Annotated in this window: 15 protein-coding genes; 5 read left to right on the top strand and 10 right to left on the bottom strand. The window is 36.8% G+C overall.

Annotated elements, in window-relative coordinates; all coding sequences use genetic code 11:
* Positions 1-22 precede the first annotated feature (22 nt).
* The 8 genes from HDF25_RS00910 to HDF25_RS00875 form a co-directional block, all read right to left on the bottom strand.
* Entirely contained in the window at positions 23-214 is a 192-nt protein-coding gene (locus HDF25_RS00910) for a hypothetical protein (protein ID WP_184621825.1), read from the bottom strand.
* Between the two features lie 58 nt (positions 215-272).
* Positions 273-752 carry a peroxiredoxin family protein gene (locus HDF25_RS00905; protein WP_184621823.1) on the bottom strand — a complete coding sequence of 160 codons (480 nt, stop codon included), beginning with the start codon at positions 750-752 and terminating at the stop codon, positions 273-275.
* Positions 753-1,033: 281 nt separating this feature from the next.
* The gene (locus HDF25_RS00900) at positions 1,034-2,029 is read right to left on the bottom strand and encodes a sulfatase-like hydrolase/transferase (protein ID WP_184621821.1); all 996 of its coding nucleotides are present in this window, start codon (positions 2,027-2,029) and stop codon (positions 1,034-1,036) included.
* Positions 2,030-2,352: 323 nt separating this feature from the next.
* Positions 2,353-3,720: an SAM-dependent methyltransferase gene (locus HDF25_RS00895; RefSeq protein ID WP_184621819.1), complete on the bottom strand. Its 1,368-nt coding sequence runs from the start codon at positions 3,718-3,720 to the stop codon at positions 2,353-2,355.
* Positions 3,721-4,267: 547 nt separating this feature from the next.
* Positions 4,268-6,535, bottom strand: coding sequence for a CocE/NonD family hydrolase (locus HDF25_RS00890; protein WP_221450827.1), 2,268 nt, complete (start codon positions 6,533-6,535; stop codon positions 4,268-4,270).
* A 23-nt stretch (positions 6,536-6,558) separates the two neighbouring features.
* Positions 6,559-7,260, bottom strand: a complete 702-nt coding sequence (locus tag HDF25_RS00885; protein ID WP_221450826.1) for a LytR/AlgR family response regulator transcription factor — start codon at positions 7,258-7,260, stop codon at positions 6,559-6,561.
* Positions 7,257-8,312, bottom strand: a complete 1,056-nt coding sequence (locus HDF25_RS00880) for a sensor histidine kinase (RefSeq protein ID WP_184621817.1) — start codon at positions 8,310-8,312, stop codon at positions 7,257-7,259. Before HDF25_RS00880 ends, HDF25_RS00885 begins: the two co-directional genes overlap by 4 nt.
* A 105-nt stretch (positions 8,313-8,417) precedes the next feature.
* Positions 8,418-9,140, bottom strand: coding sequence for a sterol desaturase family protein (locus tag HDF25_RS00875; RefSeq protein WP_184621815.1), 723 nt, complete (start codon positions 9,138-9,140; stop codon positions 8,418-8,420).
* A 116-nt stretch (positions 9,141-9,256) separates the two neighbouring features.
* On the opposite strand from HDF25_RS00875, the gene HDF25_RS00870 reads away from it, so the two are divergent.
* The 5 genes from HDF25_RS00870 (at position 9,257) to HDF25_RS00850 (ending at position 13,478) form a co-directional block, all read left to right on the top strand.
* Positions 9,257-9,658 (top strand): HYC_CC_PP family protein, encoded by a 402-nt coding sequence (locus HDF25_RS00870; protein WP_184621813.1) that lies wholly within the window; start codon positions 9,257-9,259, stop codon positions 9,656-9,658.
* Positions 9,659-9,729: 71 nt separating this feature from the next.
* The gene (locus HDF25_RS00865; RefSeq protein ID WP_184621812.1) at positions 9,730-10,206 is read left to right on the top strand and encodes a DUF3347 domain-containing protein; all 477 of its coding nucleotides are present in this window, start codon (positions 9,730-9,732) and stop codon (positions 10,204-10,206) included.
* A gap of 53 nt (positions 10,207-10,259) precedes the next feature.
* Positions 10,260-10,784: a DUF3347 domain-containing protein gene (locus HDF25_RS00860; protein WP_184621811.1), complete on the top strand. Its 525-nt coding sequence runs from the start codon at positions 10,260-10,262 to the stop codon at positions 10,782-10,784.
* Positions 10,785-10,788: 4 nt separating this feature from the next.
* Positions 10,789-11,256 carry a heme-binding domain-containing protein gene (locus HDF25_RS00855; RefSeq protein ID WP_184621810.1) on the top strand — a complete coding sequence of 156 codons (468 nt, stop codon included), beginning with the start codon at positions 10,789-10,791 and terminating at the stop codon, positions 11,254-11,256.
* A complete protein-coding gene (locus tag HDF25_RS00850) occupies positions 11,256-13,478 on the top strand; it encodes a multicopper oxidase domain-containing protein (RefSeq protein WP_184621809.1) in 2,223 nt (740 codons plus the stop codon). Before HDF25_RS00855 ends, HDF25_RS00850 begins: the two co-directional genes overlap by 1 nt.
* A gap of 39 nt (positions 13,479-13,517) precedes the next feature.
* Here HDF25_RS00850 and HDF25_RS00845 read toward each other — a convergent pair whose 3' ends face one another.
* Both HDF25_RS00845 and HDF25_RS00840 read right to left on the bottom strand, forming a co-directional pair.
* Positions 13,518-14,063 (bottom strand): GNAT family N-acetyltransferase, encoded by a 546-nt coding sequence (locus tag HDF25_RS00845; RefSeq protein WP_184621808.1) that lies wholly within the window; start codon positions 14,061-14,063, stop codon positions 13,518-13,520.
* Between the two features lie 16 nt (positions 14,064-14,079).
* Complete coding sequence (locus tag HDF25_RS00840; protein ID WP_184621807.1) at positions 14,080-16,449, bottom strand: PDZ domain-containing protein; 2,370 nt, start codon at positions 16,447-16,449, stop codon at positions 14,080-14,082.
* Positions 16,450-16,538: the final 89 nt, after the last annotated feature.

Raw genomic sequence — 16,538 nt, 5'->3', positions numbered from 1 at the left:
ACAAACTTTCGGACCGAAACCATTAAACAGCCGGTTCCCATCTCACGACATCTCCCCACATATCGTAAATATCACCTTTTGCAATACGGATATATTCATCTCTTGAATTGTAAATACCTTCCTGCCAGGTTCCATATTCTTCATCAACAACCGTTTGAAATACGACTTGTTGCTGATGCTGTGGTAATGTAGTTTTATCTAATTTAACTTCCATACGGTAAACATATAAACTTGGGTTGAGATTACCTATTGTCAAATAGCAATAAAAAGACTTAAGGATTAATCAGTTTAAAAAATTTCGGCACATCATTTTGATTACTTGAGGTGAACACCAGGTTTTTATCCTGACCATATAAATAAATTGCGGGATATTGTTTTGGATGAAAGGCCATAATAAAAACATGATCACGATCCTGAACTACCTTAACATTTTTCTGTTGCAACAGGGGTTTCCCAAAATTGGTCATAAAATAATCTATTGACCTGTACTCATCCTGAGAAATCATGTAAATATTTACATTCTTCAGTTCTTTAGTTCTTTTACTTATTTGTGCAACAACTTTCTGGCAGTGTTCACAAGTCGCATCAAAAAATATGATCAGCGATTTCTTTCCCTTAGGAATATTATAAGTAGAAAAAGGAGAATTGTCTCTGTTGTAAAAAATGGCATTCGGCATTGCAGAACCAGGGTCTTGAGCAGCCACAGATAAGGATAAAAAGACGGCAGTCAAACAAGTAAGTAATAATTTCATCTGATAATTTATTTTATACGAACTGCAAATATCGGTTTCCCATTCCTTCTTTATGTCAGCCCACTTACAGATTTCCAAAACATAACTGTTACCTAAGTAGAATATCATTTAGCCATGTGCTATCTTCATCACTTCAACATGGACAAGACAATAAAGTCAACTGATTAAATATATTTTTCATCCTCCATAGTAGATTTTGTCCAAAAAAAAACACAGCATTCGAACATACATGAAAGGGTATAAATACTATATAACAAATACCCGATAAAGCAACAACTATCTTAATGTAGGTGAAAAGGGATCTGTTGCATATATTTAATAGTATCGAGTTCTTTTCTATCCATACCAGGATAATAGATGGCACCAAACGTTTCTTTTCTCCTTGGATCATTGTCAGGAAGAAGCATTCTTGCACCATGGTCACCTGAGATAATAATAGTTTTGTCTTTCCAATCAGGAATTTCCTCTAGCATTTTAAGAGTTACTGTATTACCATAAGACAGATAATCTGTATATTGTTTAACTATCTCTTGACGAGAAGCTTTCCCTATATTAATTACATTTTTATTTAATTTTCCTTTAGCATCTCTATAAAACGGATTATGGGGAATTAATAAATGAACCCATATAAATGTAGGTTTAGCTCTTTTCTTATGAATTTCCACTTTAAATTTCTTAATTGCCTTTTGATTATATTCATCATATGGCAATCCTTTTTCACAAATTTCATCTAGAACAACAGGGATAACAGAGCCACAGAGAACCTGATCAATATATACATCCGGATATGTTCTCAAATAGGATAATTTAGGCACCCCTCCAACATTAAAAAAGTCTAAACTTACAAATTCATACCCATTTTTTTTGAGCTGTTTAATCCAACTGCTATTATATAAATTATCAGCGGCATACATAGAATTTGAAACCGGACCCCTATCATCCTGATTAAAAAGAGAATTGATCGAATAAATAGTTAGATCACTTCTGGATTTAAGAGCATTATAAACAAAAAAACCTTTTGAATTTAAAGAATCTACCAAAGAAGTGTGAAAGTTAAACTGACTTTGTAAACTGGCAGGACTGGCATATTCATCTAGTAATATCCAAACAATATTGTTTCTATAATTAAAAAATGGTAATGTTTTACTGTTTACAGATTTACTACGTTTATCTTCATAACGATAAGTCTGAACTCCTGATATTATGGTCATCCCCATAAAAATAAAAATAAAAACATTAATCCCTTTATTCAGTGTATATATCTTATTATCGCTCATGAGTCTCCTAACTAAACACATCACAATACATATGATTATTAACATTAACAATATATATCTTAATTTACATATGTGAATAATTGGGGCAAGAAATTGATCAGTAAATAAAACTAATATCCAGCCCAGAATAAGCCAGCCTATACCATATTTGTAGAGATCTAAGCGTTTTTGTACAAAGACTATAGTGTAATTAATAAAACAATAGCCTAAAAAAAAACAAAAAAACACAAGCGGTTGAAATGAATAAATGTATTGAGCACTTTTATAGATCAGAAAAAACAGTCCAAAACTATATATGTAAATCGGCCTTTTAAACCATTCCATTATAACCTTTCCCATAGAAATAATTTTCTTAATGATTTTTCAAAAGTATGTGACGCTACCAACCTGAAGTGTTCTTCAAATGAACTGATAAAATTTTCTTCTGTATAGTTTTCAAAAATATCCCCTTTATGTTGAAGTAATATAACCGACTTCGGATCTTCTTTTGGTACAAATTCAACAATGGCATAACGTGATGTCATAGCAGCAAAAACCTGGGCTATAAAAGGTATTGGAAGGTTTCTGCTCAGACATAAATGGTGAATAATCGCCAGGGCCATAACCATATCACCTTTCAATCTCTGCAAGAGAGGGGACTTTTCCTTATTATCCCATCCTAAACCAGGAGAAGGATCCGCCAGATCAGCCACAATTGTAGTTATATTATTCCCCTTCACCTGACTATTACCTGTATGGATATCATCAACACAGAACATATCACTTTCTACAGCATAAACCATCCCTGATAAAGATGATGCCAGACTAGAAAACTTTCCTGTATTTGCCCCTAAGTCAATCGTTACATCCGGACCGGCTTCGCTAAGCCATTTCGTAACTACATTTATCTTATCCTCTAAATACAGTTCACTTTCAATATTATTTTCATAATAGTCTTCCCAAATACTATTTTTAAAAAGAGGTTGTTTTTTTGTGGATATATTCTTTCCGATCGATGTAAAAAGAACCTCTAATTTCGCTTTGTTCAATCCGGTATTAGAAGAAGACTTTCCCCCCTTCCCATTCTGGAAACGGGAATGGAGATGAATATGCATTAAACAGAATGCATTGAACCTGGTTTTAAAAGGTAAATGTTTACTGACAAATTGAAGAGGTATACCATTTATACTTGCTCTATATAATTTTGCCCAGATTGGGTCTTTATAGTGCATTAGTAGAAATGGGGATAAACTCTCCTCACAGAACTGCCTGTATGCTACCCATGGATCACCATCCTTGTAAAAAGCAAATGATAATGTGTCAATCAAAATACATTGATCATTATAAAAAGTAAAATTATAAGGAGAAGCATCTTTTAATATCATCCCATATTTTAATGAAATCTTATTGATCCTGACATAAGCCAGTAACATTTGTTTCCACTGGGAATATGACCACTCATAAGGATAAGATATAAAAGCTAGTTGCTGAGGAAAAATCTTTTTGTAGCAATCAGGGAACTCAGTATTTACTGCAACTTCGTTATGTGGTATCATCAGTCCCTCATCAATCAATGTTTGATAAAGTCCTGATTTCATCAAATAATCAAATTCGGCAGCATAACTGGGAGAAATGAACCTGTAATAGCCATCTTCTAATTTCACAACAAACCCAGCAGGATCTTTATAGGAAATTGCCTGTTGTAAACTCATTCTTCTTTATTACCCTTCTTGGCTTTAATACTTCTGAAAATATGAACAAACAACATTTTCAATTTACTTCCAAAAACTGATAATGTAAGGACAGCAGATAAAATTGCCTGATATAACAAGCTGCCAGTTCCAGGGTCGATGTACAACAAATATCTAATCATAGGGTTATTATAAGGTCTAGTTGTTTTTGAGACACCTTCTTTTACCTAAGGTTTAACAAGGTTTGTGAAATAAATCACGACTATTATTAACTGTAAATTAACACAAACCTAACCATAACAAAGACATTCACTTCATTCATCTTTAGAAAAATCCGTAAAAAAAACTTATAAAATACTATAAATCAATAACTTACAAACAACATAATATATTCTGCAAAAACGATGTAACCACTAAAATTAATATCGTACGATCCTTCATTCAAATACTTAATAACAAAATAGTTACAAAAGTCTCATTCAAATATAATGTATCCCTACTATCACTCTTATTTCCAATAACATCTACTTTAATTTCCCCTTATTTAATTAAATGACTAAAAATAGGATTACTCCAATAATGGCACTTCTATAAAACTATCATTAGACCACCTGATTTTCAAAGGAACCTTTGCGTCTCTAATGGTTTCATCACTCACATCCTTCCCTGTTCCATAATTAATCTGGGCAAATGGATTTTTATCAATGTTCAATACGACCAGTAACCTGCTTCCCTTTTTCAGCTGTCTGCTTACCAATCTTGTTTTTGAAAATGGAATGGATTCCAGTTTACCCGGATGAAGAAGTTTTCTCACACTTCTGTTTTTAGCGTAACTTGCTCTTCCCAGAAAATAGGATAATTGAAAAAACTCACCATTTGGCTTCACCTCATAAAGCACAACTCCAATATCCATATCCTTTTTATTAATTATTGCCTTTAATATCCCGGAAAAACTTCCATTGACGATGACTTCTTTACGGAATGGTTCACTGATAAAGAAAAGACCATTGCTACGGTCCAGTTCCTTCTTCATAATCGGATCAGGATAATAGTCATTATTGAAACTTTCACGGTCTGCCAAATCAACCTCCTGTTTAATGTCTGCAGGTTTAAAGGGTCTTTTCAGAGACAGCTGAAAATCATTTCCCGAATGTATCTCACTAAGATAAAACTGTAATTTTTTATTACTCATCTTTTCTATTGAAGCGGCATGTCCCCACCTGTTCGAACCCATCACTTCAAAGTTGATTTTATCTTTTAAAATCCCTGGTTTCCGTCCACCTTTGAGTACATAATCCAGCCATTCAAAAGTAATCTCCTTGGTATTAATCAATGCTGTGGGATCGACCTGGTATCCCCTCAAAAACGGAACACCACCCATCTGAGCACCAAAATGATCATAAGGTCCTATGATCAGATAGTGTTTAGCTTTTGGATTATATTTATAATGTTCATTTAAATAATCCAAAGCAGAGATCTGCCCGTCGTCATAATAACCCGTAATACTTAATACCGGTATATTAATTCTGGAAAAATCCTTTTGATAAGGAACCATATCCTGCCAGTAGCTATCATAAGAGGGATGCATCAGCCATTTCTGTAATAAACGATTAGGTGTACCATCGATACTATCAATTTTACGATAAGATTCACCGCTCTTATACCAGTTGTTACGCATAGCAGCCCAGCGTTGTCTATCGTTATTGACTGCATCATCTACATACTTATTATTAGTCACATAAAAACTCCATTGATAATTTGCATTCAGAAATACATTGTTTTCCATTGGTAAACCCTGACCAGGAATTGCTGCTACATAGGGTACTATAGTTTTTAATGCCGGATGAATATGTTTAGTTGCTGCCCATTGTGCAAAACCAGAATAACTCCCACCATACATTCCAACTTTGCCATTGCTCCATGATTGTTTACTAATCCAGTCAATAACTGCATTCACATCATTACCTTCATGTTCATAGGGCTCAATCGGGTCAGAGCTCAGCCTTTTACCACGGGTGTCTGCAAACACCCCTACATAACCTCTTGCCGCTGAATATTTTGCTTCAGAAAGACTTCGCTCCAGGTTTGAATAAACAGAGAACATCAGGGCAGCCGGAGCAGGGAAGTTCATCTCCCTTCTACGAACAACTACTGCTGAAACTGTTGCCCCGTCATTTGTTCTGATCAATACACTGTCTTGTATCAGGTAACGTCTGTTATCGTCCTGTTTTAATATGTTTTTTGCCAGTTTCTCAGTTTTCTGATAAACACACAAAGTCTGATAGGCATTACAAATTTTCACAGCCTCGTTCATATCTATCCGGTCAGTCAGTTTAGTTTGAGCCAATAACAACATGAAATCTTTCTTCAAATTGTCAAGTCCGTTCCGGGGCACAAAAAGAGGATTTATATATAGTGCGTCCAAATCATCCAGTTGTCTTAGATAATCACGGAATAATCTTGTAAACTCCTGATTGAAGCTTTTACCAGAACCAGCAACCATCATATTGGTCCGTAAGAACAATTCATATTGCACATTTAATAATGCTGCATATTTTGGATTATAATTACCGGAAAGTTTCCTTAATGAATTTATACCTGCTAATGCACCCTCTGGCTGATCAGCGAGCATTTGCAGTTTAAATAAACTGTCTGGATAATTTCCCTGATTCGCTCCCGTTTTGTATTTCAACAAGACTTCAGAGGCGAGAACAGGTATCTGTTTAGCCAAACTGATACTATCTGTACCTGCTAATTTAGGGAAGCTGGATTGCTGGGCTTTACTATAATTCGCCCAGATAAGGCATAGCAATGTCATACAAAATCTTTTGTTCATAATTTTTTCAATATTAAATCGGATTAAACCTTACCCATTTTTTTGAGCTTTACAGATTGCCGTTCAGAAACTTCGAGTATTTCGCCTGAACTCAGCCGGATCTCAAGACGGCCCGAACTCGTTGTGCTGATTTTATTTATAAATAGTGTATTGATGATCTGTGCCCTGTTGATTCTGAAAAACAGAGTTCCATCCAGTTTTTGCTCCAGTTGATTCAATGAGCTTTTCAGAAATACTTTCTTATCACCAAAATATATCCTGGCATAATTATCCATCGATTCTATCAGATGAACCTGTTTCCATCTGACCAGATGGTATTCATCCCTGTCTTTAACAAAGATCTGATGACTATCATTGACCTGACCTATTTTCATCTTTATTTTTTCAATAGCTAATGAAAATCGTTCCTCTCTGATTGGTTTCATCAGATAATCCATTGCCCCCACCTCAAAAGCTTTTACGGCATATTGATCAAAGGCAGTAGTAAATATTATAGCTGGCACATCATTTAATGATTCCAGCAGGTCAAATCCTGTTTTCCCTGGCATTTGTATGTCTAGAAATAGCAGGTCCGGATGCTTCAGCTCAATTTCCATTTGTGCATCGTCAGCATTTTTAGCTTCTCCTACAATCTCCAGTTCTGGAAAATTAAGAATAAGTCGTTTAAGCTCTTCACGGGCACTACGTTCATCATCAATAATAATTACTCTTATTTTTTTCATCATAGAGGAATCAAAATAGTTGCCAGGACAGTTTCATCTTGTTGAGCCTTAATATCAAATCTCGCTTTATCATTATATTGCAGCTTCAAGCGTTCTTTCAGATTTTTGAGCCCCACCCCTGTTGCTGATCCGGCCTCAATCATCTTCCCCGGATTCTGAACTGTAAATCTGATAAAATCATCTTCCCTGAGCACTTTCACATCAATAATTCCACCCTGGTTTAACTGGTTAATACCATGCTTAATTGCATTTTCAACCAAAGTCTGTATACTTAACCGGAGTATCTCCACCGGAGCTGTTTTATCAGCTACTAAAATATTATACTGTAACCGTTCTTCAAAACGTAATTTCTCCAGTTCAAGATAATCCTTTACTAAATCTATTTCCTCTCCGACTGTAGTTAATGTTAAATGCTGTTCGTAAAGTCCGCTTCTCAATAGTTCAGCTAAAAGATCTATTCCCCTTCTTGCGGAATGCGGATTCTCCAATATCAATGATTTTATATTATTTAATGAGTTAAATAAAAAATGAGGGTTAAGCTGTGCAGATAAATTATCTAATTGTGCATCCCTGTTCATAATGGCCAGTCTCGCATTTTCCTGACTCGTCCTGATCTCTTTTTGCGCATAATAATAGAAGTGATAAGCCAATAACCAGATTGACATTAGTCTGATACCAGCGACAAGAACTACCACCCAGATACCTCGTACAAATACAACAAAATCTTCGGTTGAATCCGGCCAGAACCAGATACGGATGATATAGGTTTTTAATAAAGTAAGAATCGTATAAGCCAGCCCCAATACAATAACCGCAGGAATAAGTCTTTTCAATAAGTGATTGAAAGACAAATCTCTGAAATTATGTTTTAAAGCATATAAATGATATAAATGTGTTATCAGAATATATAGGAATATGTCAGATAAGAATTGAAACAACCCAATCATCAAATTAAATTCACCACTGGTATAACCTGTATACCCCCAGTATAGAGAAGCTACAGACCAGCCGATAAGCTGACATTTCCAATAGACCGGAACTGATAATTTACGCATGAGTTTGGATTTTCAGATAAGTATCAATCAAAACAACGAAAAATATATTTTAATATCAGATAAAGTACAGGAACGAGGAAATCCGGGGATAAATGTAATCCCGTTTCAAGCCTTATATGTGCCAAATAATCTATCCCATAAACTGGTATAAAAACCGAAATTATATCGTTCCTGCTGGTGATGGTTGTGATGAAACGTTGAGGTTCCCAGATATTTTATGAAAGGTAAATTGCGGATATTTGCCGGTAGGGGTTCTATCCCCAGATGCCCGGTCAATCCAAATATAATATTGATCATCAGATAGATTACAACTGCACAAATGTTAAACGGATATAACCATAACATGAACAGCCATAAGCCACCAAAAGAAAGCGTTTCTAAAGGATGAAGTATAAACAGATCTATGGGTTTCGGATGAACTGCCAGATGATGTAATCTGTGCACAGATTGATATAAAAATGTTTGATGTATCATGTAATGGAATACAAACATCAGGATATCCATACCAAAAAACAGGAATAAAAAATCCAGGAAAATGGCCAGCGAAACATCTGTTTCAATTTTAATAAATCCTGATTTCCAAAGCCAGAACCCAGCATAAGTAATCAGCGTATTTAAAATATTGGTCAGTCCACATAATTGCCACTCCCTCCGTGTATAAGAATAATTGATCAAAGTATCAACCGAAAACTTCTGCTGCAGTTGTCTGCCAATCAACAAAACCAGAACAGTAATTATTACATTTTCAGCCAGAAAAATCAGCCATAGTGATAATACCGGTAGCCCGGTTAAATAGATTAATCCATCATTTAGATTAGCTGATAACATAAGGCATATTAGTAATTAAATCCTGATTAGAACACCGAATTTTGAATCTTTTTATCAAAATTATGTAAATCAGGGATCTGAGGTTCAGTTAAATTTGCTGTTGAAAGCTTATCATTATGAAAACGTATATTTCCATACAGCTTAAAGCAACCTTACTGATCGTTATATTCTTATTGAATACAGTGGTAGGTTTTGCTTGTACCCTTGGAATTGATATGAAATTCAACAGTAAGCATCATCATTCTGTTTCTACTATCCACGATCATCATCAGACCAAAGAAACTAAAAATAACTGCTGTAAAGATGAGGTTTCGAAACTGACAAAATCAGATAAACAATCTGAGGTAATTTCATCCTTTAATTTTCAGCCCGTCCACTCTGCAATTGTACCGGACTTCTTTTATACTCAGATCAGTCTGAGTTCAATTTTTGTAAATACACACACAAATTATATTGCCCGGCAATGTCGTGCTCCGGTCACGGATATACGAATTGCTATCCAGAGTTTTCAAATTTGATTTAATGGGTCAGTTTTGCAGGAATTAACAGTTATCCTGCGTTGATTACATTCACCATTAAATTAGATACAATGAAACGCATATTTTTTATAATTGCTTTTATAGCAACAGTTATTGTGCAACCAGGATTTGCACAACAGAACAATAATACCCCATCAAATTCTTTAATCTCATATTACTACGGTATTAAAGATGCATTAGTAGCAGGTGATTCTAAACTCGCTTCAGTCAAGGCCGAAGATTTTATTAAAGTATTAAACAATACAGATCCTCAATTAGTTGATGTCACTAAAAAAAAGTTACTAACTGATGATGCCAGACAAATAACAGCAAATAAAGAGCTGAAAAGTCAGCGTGACCATTTCGCCGATTTGTCAGCAAATATGATTATGCTGGTTAAGACCTCTAAATTATCCGCAGAGCCTATTTATGAACTTTATTGCCCAATGAAAAAGAGCAACTGGTTAAGTAATGAAAAAGCCGTAAAAAACCCCTATTACGGTAGTGCTATGCTGACTTGTGGTAAAGTCACTGAAACTATAAAATAACTATCTTTAATAGTCCTGATCTGCTGTGCAGGTCAGGACATTATTCCAAAAACATGAAAGCTATCTTGTTCACTATAGCTGTTTCCGCTCTTTTTCTCGGAGCCTGCAACAACAGTTCAAATCAAACCGCAGCAAAAAAGACAACTTCTACTGAAGGGATTATTAACGCATATCTGCAACTAAAAAATGCTTTAGTCAATGACAATGGCCAAGCTGCTGCTATTGCTGGTAATGAACTAAAATTGGCAGCAGAGGGATTAAATAAGGCTACGCTGACAGCCGGACAGGCTAAAGTTTTTAATGAAATCGCTGATGACATTAAAGAACACGGAGAACATATCGGGTCGAATGCCGGAAACCTTAAACATCAGCGGGAACATTTCGAAATGTTAAGCCAGGAGATTTATGACCTGGTTAAGACCGATGACAATTCTCGCCAAAAGCTATATTATGATCATTGTCCGATGTATAATAATAAAAAGGGTGGAAACTGGATCAGTGAAACCAAAACCATCGCAAATCCTTACCTGGGGAAGGAAATGCCTACCTGTGGTAATGTCAAAGAAGAATTAAATTAAAAAAATGAGCCGGGTTAAAATTACACTGATTATCTCCCTGTTATTTATAGCAGCCATTCAGTTTATTCCCGTTACCAAAAACACTGACAACAGAATCCTGGTTACGGATATCAGCAAGATCTACCCTGTACCTGTAAAGATACAGGCTGTGTTAAAAAATACCTGTTATGATTGCCATAGTAACCGTACTTTCTATCCCTGGTATGCGTCCTTACAACCGGTTTCCTGGTGGATAGCTTCGCATATTATAAAAGGCAAAGAGAAACTGAATTTCAGTGATTTTGGAAGCTATTCCAACCGGAGACAGCATAGCAAGTTAGAAGCTATGGCAAACAGTATCAATGATGGGGTAATGCCCATTGGGGCCTATACACTGATTCATCAGAAGGCACGTCTTATTGAAGCCGACAGGATTCTGTTAAATAACTGGATTGAAAAAACGAAAGACAGTCTTTCATTCACCAACAAATAATGAAAAAATTATTCCTTTATCTACTATTCATGAGCCTGTACGGATTTACATCTGCGCAGCAACCTGTAAAAACCTCACCCAAAGTTGTCCGGTACGACCTTTATATCAAGGACACCACTGTCAACTACTCCGGTAAACCAGCTATGGCCATGTCCGTTAATGGAAGTATTCCTGGTCCTGCCTTGATTTTTACTGAAGGTGATACTGCCGAAATTTATGTTCATAATCTGATGAATATGGAAACCTCCATTCACTGGCATGGCGTATTCCTACCCAACAACATGGATGGTGTTCCTTTCCTGACACAAATGCCCATTAAACCACACTCCACCTATTTGTATAAATTTCCGGTTATCCAGAATGGTACTTACTGGTATCACAGTCATACTATGTTCCAGGAGCAAAGCGGGATGTATGGAGCATTGATCTTTAACAAAAAAAATGAACCTTCTATCCCATCTATTTCTGTCGTATTAAGCGACTGGACAGATATGAAACCCGAAGAAGTAGACCGTTCACTACATAATGCCAATGACTGGTTTGCCATTCAAAAAAAAACAACACAAGGTTATGCTGAAGCCATACAAAAAGGGTACTTCAAAACAAAGATCGCCAATGAATGGAAACGCATGAATGCAATGGATGTTAGCGATGTATATTATGAGAAATTTCTAACTAACGGAAAACACCAGGCTGAGCAACCACAATTTAAAGCTGGAGATAAGGTAAAGCTCCGTATCGTTGGCGGAGGATCTTCGACCTATTTCTGGCTGACTTACTCCGGTGGCAAAATTACGGTTGTCGGCAATGACGGTAATGATGTGCAGCCAGTCGAAGTAGATCGTTTAATCATTGCACCATCAGAAACCTATGATGTTATAGTCAGTATCCCTGAAAATAAGAGTTATGAATTTTTATCTACTGCTGAAGACCGTACGGGTTCTACTTCTTTATGGCTGGGCAGTGGAACAAAGGTCCCGGCCAAACCATTAGGTAAACTGAAATACTTTGAAGGCATGAAAATGATGAATGCGATGATGAAGATGAATGGGGATATGAAACCTATGGGCATGGAAATGAGTAATCAGCAGATGGACATGAACAACGTCATGTACCCGGAAATCACTGGTGATGACTATGGAAAGAAAAAACCACAGATAGCAAAGAAAATGGACATGGATATGAAAGACATGGACATGACTGGAAGTGGCGATCTGGTCACATTGAATTACGGAATGTTAAAGGCTACTGAAAAAACGACTCTAAGAAAGGGACCGGAAAAACTATTACGTTTTGAACTGACTGGAAATATGAACCGGTATGTCTGGACTATTGACAATAAAACAGTTTCTGAGTCTGATAAGATCCTCATTAAAAAAGGAGAAAATGTAAAAATTATCCTGTACAACAATTCCATGATGCGTCATCCGATGCACCTTCACGGACATGACTTCCGCGTATTGAACGGCCAGGGAGAATATGCTCCATTAAAAAATGTGCTTGACATTATGCCCATGGAAACCGATACTATAGAATTTGCAGCTACAGAAAGTGGAGACTGGTTTTTCCATTGCCATATATTATATCACATGATGAGCGGCATGGGCAGGATATTCAGCTATGAAAATTCACCGGTTAACACCCAGATCCCAGACCCTAAAGCTGCCCTTCAGAAACTATATAGTGATGACCGGAAAGCGCATCTTATGGCAAATATAGGTTTGGAAAGCAATGGTAGTGATGGTACAGTTAGATTAGCGAATACCCGTTACAGTCTTTCTTCAGAATGGAGATTAGGCTTTAAAGCTCTTCATGGTTATGAAAGTGAAACTTATTTTGGAAAATATATTGACAAAATGCAATGGTTAATGCCCTTTGTCGGTTTCGATTATCATTACAACAGCAGGGTAAATCATAATGAAAAAAACATGTTCGGGCAGCAGACCAATCAGAATAACAGAAAGGCATTTGTTGCGGGTATACAATATCTGCTGCCTATGCTGGTTACTGCTGAGGCAAGGATTGACAGCAAAGGTAAACTGCGTTTCCAGTTAAAACGTGAAGATATTCCAATCACCAACAGACTAAGACTAAACCTGTCGGGAAATACTGACCGCGAGTATATGGCTGGTTTAAGATATGCAGTCACAAAATACTTCTCTCTGTCTACACACTATGACAGTGATATGGGATATGGAGGTGGATTAACAATTACTTATTAACTAAAGTAGGAGAGCGTAATGATTTTACGCTCTCCTGCTTTAGTTAATCGCAGAATCTTTTTTTAACAACGAGAAAACAAGCGAGTCCTCCATCGTATTGTTACAAAAATAATGCTCTTTTAAATGTCCTTCCTGTTTAAAACTCATCTTCCGGATCAGCTTTAAGGAAGGCTCATTACTGGGTTCAATAAAGGCTTCAATCCGATGTAAATTCATCTTTGTAAATCCATATCTGATAATTTCTGTAATTGCTTCGTACATCAAGCCGTGCTGCATAGATGCTGCATCCAGTAAGAAGTAGCCAATTTCCGCACGATTATGCCTAAGGTACCAGGTAAAGTATCCACACGAGCCGATGATCTGATGAGAAAGTTTATCTATCAGCTGAAAATAAACAAATGACTTGTCATAGGTCGAAATCCCTTTTTCAAATTTTATTTTTTCATCTTCTAACTCAGTTGCTGTAGCTATTCCAAAAAACTCCATCAGTTCCTTGTCGGTATAATTTTTGAAAACATAGGCAAAAACCTCGGGAGTTAACTTTCTTAGCTTCAGCCTTTCTGTTGTCAATATTTCAAATTCCATATTAATTTTCCACCAATTATTTTAGAGGGATTGTTATTTTTTTCATAGACTGATTCCTGAAAACATCCACACTAACCGCTTGCTTTAACTTCAGGTCGGTCTGTATTTTAAGTAAGTCCTTTATATTCTTTACGGGCAGCCCATTGAATCTAAGAACCACGTCGTTAGGTTGGATCTTCCCAGATAATATACTTGTTGCCGGAACCTCCAGAACAAGCACGCCAGTTTCATCGGCCATACCAGTGGCAGAACGTTCTCCTAAAGTGTTTAAATCCTTAACCCTTGTTCCCAGAAATCCGATGATCTCCTGCCCTTGTTTTTTAGTCCCGGTTATAAAAACGGGTATGGAGACCTTGTGTGCTATAGCTTTCAGCGAAGGCGAAATTACACCAAACTCATTCATTGGAAAATTTTTAAATCCAACTTTGAGTGCTCCTGAACCTGCTCCGACACGATAATCACCAGTCAAAGGGTTGATAAACTCTGCCGGACCAGATAAAGAATGCTGGTCTGTCCCTGCTTTCTGCGCCTCTTCCAAAGATTCCTGATCAGGAAAAAAATTAAAATCAACTTCCTTTCCCCAGTCGATGATCCTGATCGGAAAATATTTACGGGTTACTATATTGTTTTTAAAGACGTCTCCACTATTTTTAAACCAGACATGGGGATGAAAAGAATTGTTAATGATCACATTATTCTCCACCCTTCTATAAAATCCTTCCCTCAGTTTCAATCCGCCATTCAGACAAACATTATTATAGATGTAATAATTGCCTGAGCCATCGTCCAGATCAATATCCCAACCGTGATCACAACGGAACCGATTATCGTGAAGTTTAATGGTTTTAATTACATCAGCTGTGATTAATCGCGGATTATTTTTAACGATCCCCGACATGATCTCATAGTCAGGGTGCCAGTAGCGGTCTCTGCCCCATGAGTTAAATGCACCGTGATCACCTGACTCCAGCACGGTATTAAACACATCGTTATACTCAATATTATGTCCACCCCAGGTACCTTCACTGATGTTTATCCCAGCTCTTGGAACATCATAAATGGTATTGTGACTTACAGTAATGTCCATGGCCATAGAAATCTCCACACCCGCTACCTGCTTTTCCACCTGTCCTAAACCATACATCAATGTATTCTCAACCTTACATTCGGCTGGATAATTTGTGGTTTTTGGCCCTCTGATCGTATCCATTTTATCCAATGGGGTAAACTGATTGTATTCAAAGACAGGAGAACGTACAGCTTTCGGGTCTCCGACAAAACAAACGCCACTCGCTCCTGCATTAGCAATATGACAACCCGAAACAGCATTATATCTGTTGTAATTGCTCATAAATACTGCATTTCCACCAACAGTATTAAAGAAACAGTCCTCTATTGTGCAATTTTCAGCTCCTTCCATGACCACTGCCCCGCCACGGTATATTGTCCAGTCACTACGCAACAAAGGTTCCTTCGTTTCCATAAAGGTTCTCAAAGTATGCGTCAACTGTATACCCTCAATATTGATATATCTGACAGGTTTTGTACTTGTCCCCCTGAATTCAAAAATGCTTTTCAGCTGAGGTACTTCTACCAGCGCTGATTCCAGCTTATCATCCGGATGGGGATAATAATAGAGCATCTTTTCATTTTTATTAAAATACCATTCCCCGACAGTATCCAGTTCTTCAAAGATATTTTCTACAAACCGGTACCGGTCATGCATTCCCATTTGTCTGTTATTCTGAAATCCCCCCTCCAGCTTTAAAATGCCCTGATCATCCTTTCCAAGAATCTGATATTGATACCCACCCCACTCATGTTTATGCAATGCATGCACAAAACCTCCTTCAGGATGTTTCCAGCTTTTAACTCTTTCGGGGCTGATCGCATCTGCAGCATACCCTCCAAAAAATCTGATCTCAGGATTATAATTGGGATACCGGGCCATCCTTTGCTGTGATCCACTGATAAATAACTGATCAAACAACAGATTCTGGTCTACCCTGGTCCTTTGAATTCCATTACGATAATTTTCCCATTTTAACTTAACCGGTACTGCACCACTGATGATAACCTTTTCATGCTGGTAAGCTTTATAGGTAACTGGTGAACCTTCATCCCTTGAATCCTTCTCAGTAAAAATTATTGGTGCATTCAGGTAATACGTACCACCCCGGATATAAACGACGACGGGTCCTTTGATAGATCTGATAACCAGCTGAGCCTTTTTTAATGTTGCAAAAGGCTTTTCCTTAGTTCCCTGGTAAGTATCATTTCCTTTAATGGAAACATAGAGGTCTTTTGCAAAGCTCGTCCCATTCAGAAATAAACAGACTGCTATAGTGAGTAATATTACCCGGAAACCTGATATATACCTGATCATGAATATTTTCTGATTTTGTTTATTACGAATCTAACAAAAAAAACGCTTGTCTAAAATCCCCCCTATTTAATCAGGATTTTACCCCTTCA

The organism is Pedobacter cryoconitis, assembly GCF_014207135.1.
GTDB classification, from domain to species: domain Bacteria; phylum Bacteroidota; class Bacteroidia; order Sphingobacteriales; family Sphingobacteriaceae; genus Pedobacter; species Pedobacter cryoconitis_D.
This window is presented reverse-complemented; position numbering and strand designations above follow the sequence as displayed.